10 protein-coding genes are annotated in these 12,537 nt (G+C 63.0%); 6 read left to right on the top strand and 4 right to left on the bottom strand.

The window, feature by feature from the left end; genetic code table 11:
- Positions 1–160 precede the first annotated feature (160 nt).
- Positions 161–805, top strand: coding sequence for a hypothetical protein (locus ACQZAB_RS09340; protein ID WP_428389197.1), 645 nt, complete (start codon positions 161–163; stop codon positions 803–805).
- 9 nt (positions 806–814) lie between these two features.
- Here the strand turns inward: ACQZAB_RS09340 and ACQZAB_RS09335 are convergent, their stop codons facing one another.
- Both ACQZAB_RS09335 and ACQZAB_RS09330 read right to left on the bottom strand, forming a co-directional pair.
- Positions 815–1,204: a hypothetical protein gene (locus tag ACQZAB_RS09335; RefSeq protein WP_428389195.1), complete on the bottom strand. Its 390-nt coding sequence runs from the start codon at positions 1,202–1,204 to the stop codon at positions 815–817.
- Positions 1,205–1,294: 90 nt separating this feature from the next.
- Positions 1,295–2,146: an undecaprenyl-diphosphate phosphatase gene (locus ACQZAB_RS09330; RefSeq protein WP_428389193.1), complete on the bottom strand. Its 852-nt coding sequence runs from the start codon at positions 2,144–2,146 to the stop codon at positions 1,295–1,297.
- 158 nt (positions 2,147–2,304) lie between these two features.
- Here ACQZAB_RS09330 and metH point away from each other — a divergent pair, with 158 nt between their 5' ends.
- Complete coding sequence (gene metH, locus ACQZAB_RS09325; RefSeq protein WP_428389192.1) at positions 2,305–5,865, top strand: methionine synthase; 3,561 nt, start codon at positions 2,305–2,307, stop codon at positions 5,863–5,865.
- A gap of 58 nt (positions 5,866–5,923) precedes the next feature.
- Here metH and ACQZAB_RS09320 read toward each other — a convergent pair whose 3' ends face one another.
- On the bottom strand, positions 5,924–6,601 hold the full coding sequence (locus ACQZAB_RS09320; RefSeq protein WP_428389190.1) for a DUF4328 domain-containing protein: 678 nt from the start codon (positions 6,599–6,601) through the stop codon (positions 5,924–5,926).
- A 151-nt stretch (positions 6,602–6,752) separates the two neighbouring features.
- Here ACQZAB_RS09320 and ACQZAB_RS09315 point away from each other — a divergent pair, with 151 nt between their 5' ends.
- Both ACQZAB_RS09315 and ACQZAB_RS09310 read left to right on the top strand, forming a co-directional pair.
- The gene (locus ACQZAB_RS09315; protein WP_428389188.1) at positions 6,753–7,319 is read left to right on the top strand and encodes a YceI family protein; all 567 of its coding nucleotides are present in this window, start codon (positions 6,753–6,755) and stop codon (positions 7,317–7,319) included.
- Between the two features lie 121 nt (positions 7,320–7,440).
- Positions 7,441–8,343: a hypothetical protein gene (locus ACQZAB_RS09310; protein WP_428389186.1), complete on the top strand. Its 903-nt coding sequence runs from the start codon at positions 7,441–7,443 to the stop codon at positions 8,341–8,343.
- A 287-nt stretch (positions 8,344–8,630) separates the two neighbouring features.
- Here ACQZAB_RS09310 and ACQZAB_RS09305 read toward each other — a convergent pair whose 3' ends face one another.
- Positions 8,631–8,930: a hypothetical protein gene (locus tag ACQZAB_RS09305; protein ID WP_428389184.1), complete on the bottom strand. Its 300-nt coding sequence runs from the start codon at positions 8,928–8,930 to the stop codon at positions 8,631–8,633.
- 150 nt (positions 8,931–9,080) lie between these two features.
- On the opposite strand from ACQZAB_RS09305, the gene ACQZAB_RS09300 reads away from it, so the two are divergent.
- Both ACQZAB_RS09300 and ACQZAB_RS09295 read left to right on the top strand, forming a co-directional pair.
- The gene (locus ACQZAB_RS09300; protein ID WP_428389183.1) at positions 9,081–9,977 is read left to right on the top strand and encodes an NAD-dependent epimerase/dehydratase family protein; all 897 of its coding nucleotides are present in this window, start codon (positions 9,081–9,083) and stop codon (positions 9,975–9,977) included.
- A 288-nt stretch (positions 9,978–10,265) separates the two neighbouring features.
- Complete coding sequence (locus ACQZAB_RS09295; protein WP_428389181.1) at positions 10,266–12,521, top strand: ATP-dependent helicase; 2,256 nt, start codon at positions 10,266–10,268, stop codon at positions 12,519–12,521.
- Positions 12,522–12,537 lie beyond the last annotated feature (16 nt).

Raw genomic sequence — 12,537 nt, 5'->3', positions numbered from 1 at the left:
CGCATGAGTCCTGGCACGTGAAAACCCCACTCCCAAGCGCTGATACCACGAATTATCAGCCACCCCACCCCAACTAAACCAACACCCCCAAATGCCGATAGCCACTAGGCAAATGCAGCGCGAGCACCATCGCCCGCGCTCAGGGACCGGGAGACCTCACATGGGTCGGTGGATACCCAAAACAGCATGCCTCCTCACCGTCGCCCTGGCTGCGCCCGCAGCGAGCGCCGAGGCCGTCATCGTCACCTGGACAGGTGTCGTCGATACAAGCACCAGCTTCTTCGCCACCGCAGTTCCCGTCGGCAGCACCTGGGAACTCATCGCCGAATTCACCAACACCCCCATCGACACCAACCCCGATAACGCCATCGGCCGCTACACCGTCGACGTCGCCAGCTTCTCCGCCAACAACAGCGACCTCTCACCCTTCATCCAGGGCAGCCTCGAACTCGTCGTCCGCAACAACTTCAACACCGGCACCGCCACCCTCGACCGCATCACCTTCGAGTCCGACCGCGGCCCCGACAACATCCTCAACATCGACCTCGCAGCCGCCGACACCCTCCTGCCCAACGACAGCTTCCCACCCGACACCCTCGCCATCACCGACTTCCCCGACCCACTCACCATCGACCCCACCTACACCAACCGCAACCTCTCCTTCACCCTCTCCGGTGCGTCACTCATGGGCACCGTCACCAACATCACCTCCGGCCCACCCATGCCCATCATCCCCCTGCCCACCGCCGCCACGGCCGCCCTGCCCCTCCTCGGTATGGTCCTGCTCCGCCGCCGCACCCGCTGAACCGCTAACTCATCGCCCGGGGATGTAATCCACCAGCGATCCCTCCGCATCCATCCAATACATCTCGTGCCCACCAGGCGTCTGCAACCCCACCCCATGCCGATACGCCACCAGGTGCCTCAGAAACACCCGGTAATTCCCATCCTCACCCCGCTCAAGCTCATACAGATAATCCACCGGCCGCCAGTTCGCCTCCCGCCGCTCCTCAACCAACCGCCGCACCGCCGCCAACACAAGCTCCTGCTCCTCCGTCAACGCCCCCTGCCCGTCATTCGCAATCCACCGCCACGCCGGCTCCACGATGACCGCCTCGGGTACCGGCACCACCGCTCCGTCGTCCGACCGCTCCCCACACCCAACCAGCACCCCCGCCACCACCAGCATCCACAGATATCGCATCGCCAGACGCCTTCTAGCCACCACGGCTATGTCATCTGACGCAGAAGCACGCGGAGAGTTCCCACCTACAACACCCACTCACTCATAAACTCACCCCTCCAACATCCCCCCCAGAATCAAAGCCCCCACCACCACCGCCAACGCCACCCGATACCAGCCAAACACCGCCAGCCCGTGCTTCTTCAGATAATCCACCATCCACTTCACCGCGATCACCGCCGACACCCACGCCGCCAGCGCCCCAATCAGCATCGCCGTCCACCCATAAGCCTCCAGCATCACCGGCCCCGCATCGATCGCCTTGTAGACCGTCGCCGCCAGAAGCGTCACCACCCCGATCAGAAAAGAAAACTCCACCGCCGCCACCAGCGTCATCCCCACCAGCACCCCCGCCACGATGGTCATCAGCGACCGACTCGTCCCCGGCCACATCGCCACGCACTGCAGCAACCCGATCGCCAAAGCCATCCGCCACGTCATGTCATCGATCCCCAGCCCCACGCGCTCCTCGCCCGTCGCCCGCCGCCGACGCCACAAGTCCACCGCCAAAATCGCCACCCCTCCCACCAGCCACGCCGCCACGATCGGCCACAAACCAAACAGATAGCTCTCGATCAGATCATCAAACAGCAGCCCCAGCACCGCCGCCGGCAGAAAAGCCACCACCAAATTCATCGTCAGCCGAGCCCCCGCCGGATCCTTCGCCTTCAGCACCCCCACCGCGCCCAACGACCCAAGCACCCCCTGCCGCACCCGCGCCGCATACAGCCCCAGCACCGCGATAATCGCCCCTGCCTGAATACAGATCGCATATGCGTTCGCCGCCTCGCCATCCAGCCCCATCGCCCGCTGGGCCAGAATCAGGTGCCCCGTCGAGCTCACCGGCAGGTACTCCGTCAGCCCTTCAACAATCCCCAGAATCACAGCCTGCCACCATTCCATACACAAAACCTTTATCAGTATGAATTTACAGCCAAATCGACCCGTCGGCCCTCAATTCATCCTTTCATCCGGATGAATGGATAAATGCCGCTCGCCGATATATCATCACACAACAACGACATCGACCATTCAACAACAAAGACCGTGGAATAACACCCATGAGCCGATTTGCAGACCATGCCGCCCGACGCGTCCTCTTCTTCGACGGAGCCATGGGCACCTCCATCCACAACATCGAAGACCTCGACATCGATCGCGACTACCTCGGCCGCGAGAACTGCACCGAGGCCCTCCTCCTCACCCGACCTGAGCTCATCCAGAACATCCACGAGTCCTTCCTCCAGGCCGGCGCCGACGCCGTCGAAACCGACTCCTTCAACGCCTCCGTCCACACCATGGAAGACCAGGACCTCCAGGACCGCGTCTTCGAACTCAACAAGTCCTCAGCCGAAGTCGCCCGAGCCGCCTGCGAAAAATTCGCCACACCCGAACGACCCCGATTCGTCATCGGCTCCATGGGACCCGGCACCAAGCTCATCACCCTCGGCCAGATCGACTGGGACACCATGTTCGCCTCCTACAAGGAACAGGTCCGAGGCCTCCTCGCCGGCGGCGCCGACGTCCTCCTCATCGAAACCGCCCAGGACATCCTTCAGGTCAAGTGCGTCATCAACGCAGCCCTCGCCGCACTCGACGAAGCCGGACTCAAACCCGACACCGGTTCCAACGATGGCGACATCCCCATCATGGTCCAGGTCACCATCGAACAGTTCGGCACCACCCTCATCGGAACCGATATCCAGGGCGTCGCCGCAGCCCTCGCCGACTTCCCCATCTACTCCCTCGGCATGAACTGCGCCACCGGACCGGTCGAGATGGGAGAACACCTCCAGTACCTCGGCAAAAACTGGCGCGGCCAACTCTCACTCCTCCCCAACGCCGGACTCCCCACCCTCGTCGCCGGCAAAACCGTCTTCCCCCTCCAGCCCGAACCCTTCGCCGAAAAAATGGCCGAGTACGTCGACACCATCGGCCTCAACATCGTCGGCGGCTGCTGCGGAACCACCCCCGCACACATCACCGCCCTCGTCGACGCCATCGGCACCGACCACGCACCCGCCAACGTCAAGAAAGACCCCTGGAAGCCCGCCGTCTCCTCACTCATGGGCTCCGTCGACTACCGCCAGGACAACACCATCCTCAACATCGGCGAGCGTACCAACGCCTCCGGCTCCCGAAAGTTCAAACGCCTCCTCGAAGAGGAAAACTGGGACGAAATCATGTCCCTCGCCAAAGAGATGGTCCGCGAAGGCTCGCACGTCATCGACGTCAACGTCGACTACGCCGGCCGCGACAACGCCTCAGACATGCAGACCATCGTCGGCAAGCTCGTCAACCAGGTCAACGCCCCGCTCATGCTCGACTCCACCCAGCCCGCCACCATCGAGGCCGGACTCAAAGTCGCAGGCGGCAAGTGCCTCATCAACTCCGCCAACCTCGAGGACGGTGAAGAAAAATTCGCCCACATGTGCCAGCTCGCCAAAACCTACGGCGCCGGACTCGTCCTCGGAACCATCGACGAAGACCCCGAAAACGCCATGGCGCGAACCCGAGAACGCAAACTCGCCATCGCCGAACGCATGCACGACCTCGCCGTCAACAAGTACGGCCTCAAATCCGAAGACCTGATGTTCGACCCCCTGGTCCTGCCCGTCTCAACCGGCATGGAACAGGACAAGCGCTCCGGCCTCGAAACCATCGAAGGCACACGCCTCATCAGCCAGCGCTTCCCCGACTGCCAGATCACCTGCGGCCTCAGCAACATCAGCTTCGGCCTCAACCCCGCCGCGCGCCAGGTCCTCAACTCCGTCTTCCTCTTCGAACTCGTCGAAGCCGGCATGACCTCCGCCATCCTCCACGTCTCCAAAATTCTCCCCAAGAACCGCATCCCCGAAGACCAGTGGGACGCTGCCCTCAACGTCCTCTACGACCGACCCGCCGAATCCCCCGTCGAACTCGCCGACGGCTCTGCTACCACCGACCCCCTTCAGATCTTCATCGACCTCTTCGCCGATGCCTCCGTCCAGACCACCAAGGTCGACCTGGCCGACCTCACCATCGAAGAACGACTCCGCCAGCACATCATCGATGGCGAACAGAAACACCTCGACGAATCCCTCGACGAGGCCATGAAAAAATACCCGCCCCTCGACATCATCAACGACCACCTCCTCGACGGCATGCGCGTCGTCGGCGACCTCTTCGGTTCAGGACAGATGCAGCTCCCCTTCGTCCTCCAGTCCGCGCAGGTCATGAAAAAAGCCGTCGCACACCTCGAACCCCACATGGAACGCGTCGAAGGACAGACCAAAGGCACCATGGTCCTCGCCACCGTCCGTGGCGACGTCCATGACATCGGCAAGAACCTCGTCGACATCATCCTCACCAACAACGGATACACCGTCCACAACATCGGCATCAAGGTCCCCGTCAACGAGATCATCGCCAAGTACCGCGAAACCAACGCCGACGCCATCGGCCTCTCCGGCCTCCTGGTCAAATCCGTCAACGTCATGGAGGAGAACCTCAAGGAACTCAACGCCAACGGCATCGACGTCCCCATGATCCTCGGCGGCGCAGCCCTCTCACGACACTACTGCGAGTCACACCTCCGCTCCGTCTACAACGGCAACGTCTACCACGGCACCGACGCCTTCGAAGGCCTCCGACTCATGGACCGCCTCACCACCGGCCGCGCCAACGAACTCGACGAAGAGATCGAAAACCGACTCGCTAAACGCGCCGACACCGACGAAAAACTCGCCGCCATGGCCGAACGCAAAGCCGCCGAGTCCGAAGCCAACGGCACCGCGACTGCCACCCTCACCGCACCCGCACGCTCCGACGTCGCCACCGATGTCGCCGTGCCCACCGCCCCCTTCTACGGCTCCCGCATCGTCGAAGACCTCCCCCTCGACCAAGTCCTCCCCTACGTCAACAAGGTCGCCCTCTACCGCGGCCAATGGCAATTCAAAAAGGGCAAGCTCACCGACGAACAGTTCCAGGATCAGCTCGACAACGAAGTCGAACCCATCTTCCAGGACCTCCGCCAGCGAGCCAAGGACGAAGGCTTCCTCACACCCAAAGTCGTCTACGGCTTCTACCCCGTCCAGTCAGATGGCGACGACCTCATCGTCTTCGACCCCGAAGACCACGACCGCGAGATCGAACGCTTCTCCTTCCCACGCCAGCCCTCGCGCAAACGCCTCTGCATCGCCGATTTTTTCCGCTCGGTCGACTCAGGCGAAAAAGACGTCCTCGGCCTCCACTGCGTCACCGTCGGACACGAAGCCTCCAACATCGCCCGCAAATACTTCGAGGCCGACGACTACCAGCAATACCTCTACCTCCACGGCTTCGGCGTCGAAACCGCCGAAGCCCTCGCCGAACTCTGGCACAAACGCATGCGCGCCGAACTCGGCATCGGCAACGACGACTCCTCCAAAATCCGCGACCTCTTCACCCAGAAGTACCGCGGCTCACGCTACTCCTTCGGATACCCCGCCTGCCCGGAAATGTCCGACCAGGAAAAACTCTTCCGACTCCTAGAACCCCAGCGAATCGGCTGCGAACTCACCGAAAACTGGCAGATCGACCCCGAACAATCCACCTCCGCCATCATCGTCCACCACCCCGAAGCCAAGTACTTCAATATCTAAGAACAGACTTCGCTTTGCTAAAGCATCCTCCCCAAACGCTCTGGTGAGCCGGGCTGTGTCAGCCCGGGCTTGGCTCTTCACCAACCTCATCCATGACATCCAGAATCTCTTCCGCCTTCTCATCCTGAAGGTACGAGTAACTCTGGATCAGGCTCATACAAATCCACGAAGAAGCACCCTGCAAACTCATCTGAAACACCCAGACCCACCGAAGGTAGTCCAAGGTCTGCGCCGACAAGTTGAGGGCATCCACTTCGACCCCCAAGCTCCCCAATAACAGGAGCCCCCACCACCAGCCCAGGCCCTTCGGGTTGGGGTGCTTCTTCACATGGTCCATCTCCCACACACCGGGCTGACTGCCAATCGCAATCTGCTTCATGACCCTAAAGGGCATCACAAGATTCGCTAACGGCACGAAGTGCCAAAGCCAGGCACCCGTCGCGCTCGCTCTCACACCACGAACACCTAGTGCCCGCACGTTAATAATCCCACGCCGGAACCATGCCAGGTAGAACCAACCCGACACCAGCGACGCAAGAAGATGCACGAAGCCAACCGTCATAACCATGGGCGTGAAGAACGGATGATTACCAGAAGGTGATCCGCCCGACAAAAACCAAACCTGCACCACAAAAATAATGCACAACGTCCAGAAGTAAACCTGTGTCGACCAGATCACCTTCTCCGCCAGCCGCACGGGCGATTTGTAATCCTCAATCCCGTACACACGCGCCATGAACCGCTCCTCAAGAAACAATCGAAAGATAACAGGATCGATTCATCCCCGCTGACCTCAAAAAAACTCGTTCCAACAAGGAATACCCCCGCCACCCAGCCCGTTACACCCACAACCCCTAACCTCCATCAACCCCATAGGAGACCGACCCATGCACCGCACCCTCTTCACCACCGCCGCCGCCCTCGCACTCGCCACCTTCACCACCCCCGCCCTCGCCGCCGACACCTACGAGCTCGACACCGCCCACACCGCCATCGTCTTCAACGTCGACCACGCCGGCCGCAGCTTCACCTGGGGACGCTTCAACGACATCGCCGGCGAGTTTACCATCGACGAGGAAAACCCCGAAAACTCCTCCTTCTCCTTCACCGTCCAGGCCGAATCCATCGACACCAACAACCGCCGACGCGACGGACACCTCCGCTCCGCCGACTTCTTCAACGTCAACCGCTTCCCCGAAATCACCCTCAACTCCACCGCCGTCGAACCCATCGAAGACGGCCTCCGCGTCACCGCCGACCTCACCCTCCTCGGCGAAACCCGCGAAGTCACCTTCGACCTCACCAAAATGGGCGAAGGCGAGCAACGCGGGCAGTTCTACGTCGGCTACGACACCCAACTCACCATCCAACGATCCGACTTCGGTATGACCTACGGCCTCGCCGGCATAGGCGACGACGTCAACCTCCACGTCAGCTTCGAAGGCGCCCGCTAACACATAGCTCACCCGTACACGACGCACGAACCATCAACGGTGATGCCTTCACGAGCCCCGGGCGCAAGCCCGGGGACCATCACCTCACGCCAACAAACGCCTGTGCCCCACGAGCTCGCCCATGTCACCCGACAACCCCCAATGGATCCTCCTCGCCGTCCTCCCCCAGGCCATCCTCACCGGCCTCATCGCCCTTGTCTCCGCCCGCTATCTGTGCCGCCTCGCCCCCAGGCCCACCTCCGCCGCCGTCACACTCATCATCACCGCCGCCTTCACCACCTCCTTCCTCATCCTCTTCGGCCTCCCCAACCTTCCCCCCAAAGTCGAACGCGACCACCTCCTCATCACCATCCTCCCCGCCGCCACCGCCATCGCCCTCCTCGGCACCTTCTTCAAGCTCCCCCTCCTCCTCTGGCCCGCCCGACTCGCGCTCGCCATCGCCGTCCCCCTCCTCGCCGTCTGGGGCAGCCCCTTCCTCAACCCCGAATCCTCGCGCGCCTGGGACACCGCCGGCCAGCTGCTCTACCTCGCCCTCCCCGCCGCCCTCATCTTCATCCCCCGCATCCTCACCGCCTTCCGCACCCAGACCGACACCCCCCGACACCGCGCCGCCGTCCTCGCCACCACCGCCCTCGCCACCGGCCTCCTCGGCCTCTTCTCCGAAGCAGCAGGCGTCGGCCAACTCGCCATCGCTCTCACCGGCATCCTCACCGCTGTCGCCGTCGCCTCCCTCCTCATACGCTCCACCAAACGCCAGCTCCAACTCGAAGACCTCACCCTCCCCCTCCTCGCACTCCTCACCCTCTCCGCCCTCCACTTCGCCGGCCTCCAACCCCGACACGCCCTCACCCTCGCCCTCGCCTACACCGCCTGGACCGCCATCCCCCTCATCCCCGTCCTCAACAACCACCCCCTCACCACCCTCCTCACCCGCTGGACGGCCCTCCTCGCCCTCCTCGCCTGGCCCGTCACCGAAGCCGCCATCACCTTCATCACCGAATACGACGACACCTACACCAACTAACCCGACCAAGTACCACCAACCCCCAACCCGGCCGTGACACGGCCGGGCTCTATAACGCCCAAAATCCAGCCCACCAACACCCACCGAAAATCCAACACCTGACTGAGCCGGGCCGTGACACGGCCCCGGCCCGATACGCACCAGTCGTGTATCGATCAACACCCCCTAACCCGGCCGTGACACGGCCGGGCTCGCAAACAAACGACACCCAAACCCTCACCGGAACCTGCAACCAACTCGGGTGGCTGTGGTCAGCTACGCTGGCCACAGAACCAAAAAATCCAGAGCTACCGATACAACTGCTCGATCTTGTCATCAATGAGCTTCTGAATCGATTGCACTGCATGAATCACCGCCTGCCTGACTAGTTCTCTCTCTTGCTCGCTCCATCCACTGTCAATACACGATGATTCGATCGTCACAAGATGTGATGTGAGTTCACCAAACCAGCTCTTGTCATCGAAGCCCAGCTCGCTCCGGCAAGCCAAGACGTCATGAACGAGCTTGGAAGTTGATGCATCCATAGGCTCGATGGACAGCAAGTCGTCTCGGATCCGCATCAGGTAATAAAGATCATCGAACGCCATGGCATATCCTCTCTCAATGACGCCAATTCTCTTCCATTCTCGTCGAGCGCCACGACTTTGTCCGCCACATGCGGATAAGTCGCGATGACCACCATGAGATGAAAGACTCGCCACACCCGCACCACCACCAAAAACCCCTACCCTAGCCCCATGCCAACCCCCGTCCTCATCATCGGCTGCGGATACCTCGGCCGCCGTCTCGCCGCCCGACTCCGAGACGCCGGACACACCGTCTACGCCACCGCCCGCACCGAAGCCAAAGCCCGCGAGCTCGCCCGCCTCGGCCTCCACCCCTGCATCACCAACGTCACCCAGCCCCTCACCCTCACCGCCATACAGCCCGCCCTCGACCTCCCCGAACTCGCCGTCGCCTACCTCGTCCCGCCAGGCCGCGCCCACCCCGGACCCGAAACCACCGTCCGCGAAGGCATCGCCAACACCGCCCGCGCCCTGCGCAACACAACCATCACCCGCGCCATCCTCACCTCCTCCACCGCCGTCTACGGACAGACCGACAACAGCCGCATCACCGCCGCCACCCCAGCCAACCCCGCCCACGACCGAGGCAAGCTCCTCCTCGAAGGCGAACACATCTGGCAATCAGCCAACCCCAACGCCCACGCCATCCTCCGCCTCGCCGGACTCTACGGACCCGACCGCATCATCGGCCTCGACGCCATCCGCACCGCAGCCCCCCTCCTGGGCGACCCCAACGCCCTCCTCAACCTCATCCACGTCGATGACGCCGCCGCCCTCCTCCAAACCCTCCTCACCAACAAGAGCCTCCCCCCCGCCACCGACCTCGCCGCCGACGGCCACCCCCCAACCCGCATCGACTACTACACCCACCTCGCCAACCGTCTAGGCTCCCCGCCACCCCGTATCCTCTCCCCCGAACAAGCCCAAGCCGAACTCAACATCAACCCCAAAGCCCTCCGCCGCGCCGGCTCCAAACACATCGACCCCTCCGACACCATCAACCGCACCGGCTGGCAACCCCAGTACCCCACCTACAAAGCCGGCCTCGACCACGCCCTCGCCCAATAACCCGGCTGTGACACAGCCGGGCTCTAAAACACCCAAAACCCAGCCCACAAACCCCCCTGAAAATCCATCGCGTACCCGAGCCGGGCCGCGACGCGGCCCCGGTCTTCACAAAACGACACCCTTCCAGGTGCCACACCTTGTTCCGCAGGACAAGGTGTGCCGACCTCCATCAAACACGGCTGGCTGTGGGCAGCTGCTGCACAGAACCAGGAACGAAACACCCAGGAACCCAATCGCAACAATCCCGGCCCTCCCCAAACCCCCCGCCGCTCCGCGTAAACTCACCTCATGCCCCACACCGATCTAGACCCCCTCCTCGACGGCCTCACCGAACCCCAGAAAGAAGCCGTCACCCACGTCGACGGCCCCCTCCTCGTCCTCGCCGGCCCCGGCTCCGGCAAAACCCGCGTCATCACCCGACGCGTCGCCCACCTCGTCGACCGCATCGGCATCGCCCCCTGGAACATCCTCGCCATCACCTTCACCAACAAAGCCGCCGGCGAAATGCGCGAACGCGTTGCCCAAATCCTCACCGAAAAACAGTCCCGCGCCGTCACCATCGCCACTTTCCACAGCCTCTGCGCCCGACTCATCCGCATCTACGCCGACAAACTCGGCCTCCCCCCCGCCTACTCCATCTACGACACCGCCGACCAGAAACGCGCCATCAAAGAAGCCCTGAGCAACCTCGAAATCAGCACCAAAAACTTCCCGCCCGCCTCCATGCTCGCCGCCATCTCCGACGCCAAAAACAACCTCCTCGACGCCGAAGCCTTCAGCAAACAGGCCACCGACTTCTACAAAAAAACCGTCGCCCGCGTCTACACCAGCTACACCCGCATCCTCAAACGAAACCATGCCCTCGACTTCGACGACCTGCTCATGCGCGCCGTCGACCTCCTCGAAGGCGAACCCGAAGTCGCCGCCGAACTCCAGCAGCGCTACCAGTACATCCTCGTCGACGAATACCAGGACACCAACAGCGCCCAGTTCCGCATCGCCGAACGACTCGCAGAAGCCCACAAGAACCTCTGCGTCACCGGCGACCCCGACCAGTCCATCTACGGCTGGCGCGGCGCCAACATCCAGAACATCCTCGACTTCGAATCCCACTTCCCCAACGCCACCACCGTCCGGCTCGAACAAAACTACCGCTCCACCGCCGCCATCCTCCGCGTCGCCGATGCCCTCATCCAGAACAACCGCGCCCGCAAACACAAAGCCCTCTGGACAGACAACAACCAGGGCGAACCCGTCACCATCGCCAAAACCCGCGACGAACACCACGAAGCCAAGTGGATCATCGACCGCTTCAGGGAACTCAACGAAGAAGGCACCCCCTGGGGACAGATGGCCATCTTCTACCGCATGAACGCCCTCTCCCGCGTCCTCGAAGAAGCTCTCCGAGAAGCCGGTGTCCCCTATCAGATCGCCCGCGGAACCGCCTTCTACGACCGCGCCGAAATCAAAAACGCCGTCGGCTACCTCCAGGCCATCGTCAACCCCGCCGACGAAGTCGCCCTCCTCCGCATCATCAATACACCCACCCGCGGCATCTCCGACAAAACCGTCAAAGCCCTGCAGGCCGCCGCCACCCAAGCCGACGCCCCCCTAGCCGACCTCCTCAAACGACCCAGAGACGCCCCCGAACTCGGCACACGTGCCGTAGGCTCCGTCGAAGACTTCAGCAAACTCCTCACCCGCTGGCGGCAATGGATCGCCCCCAACAACACCGACGAACAACGACCCGCCAGCCTCCGCGACCTCGTCGACCAGATCCTCCGCGAGTCCGGCCTCCACCGACACTACGCCGAAGACAAGTCCGACCCCGATCGCGAACGCCTCGCCAACCTCGCCGAACTCGTCACCTTCGCACAGCAGTTCGAAGACCAGTTCATCCTCGAAACCGTCGAAGAACTCGGCCAGCCCACCCCCGACCTCGGCACCCGACTCCTCGCCCTCCTCGAACGCATCGCCCTCGTCTCCGACGTCGACGCCGTCGCCTCCGACCAGGGTGCCGTCACCATGATGACCCTCCACGCCGCCAAAGGCCTCGAATACCCCGTCGTCGCCATCGTCGGACTCGAAGACGGCCTCCTCCCCCACGACCGCTCCCAGGCCTCCGACCGCGAAGTCGAAGAAGAACGACGCCTCTGCTTCGTCGGCATCACCCGAGCCATGAAACGCCTCTTCCTCACCCACGCCCGCCACCGAACCACCTACGGCCAGGCCATCGCGACCATCCCCAGCCGCTTCCTCCAGGAACTCCCCGCCGACGACCTCATCCAGGTCGAACCCGAATCCATCGAGATCGACGACTTCCTCTCCGCCGCCTCCGCCCGACTCCAACGACGCTCCGCCGCCAAACAGGCCCACGAGTTCCCCGAAGGCACCCTCGTCCGCCACCCCCAGTTCGGCCTCGGCCGCGTCCTCGACATCGCCCCCTCCGGTGCGCACACCAAGGCCCGCGTCGAGTTCAACACCGCCGGCACCCGCACCCTCATCCTCCAGTACGCCCGCCTCGAACGCGTCGAAGATATCTAACCCCCACCGCCCGCTA

The organism is Mucisphaera sp. (assembly GCF_965279675.1).
GTDB lineage: Bacteria > Planctomycetota > Phycisphaerae > Phycisphaerales > Phycisphaeraceae > Mucisphaera.
This window is presented reverse-complemented; position numbering and strand designations above follow the sequence as displayed.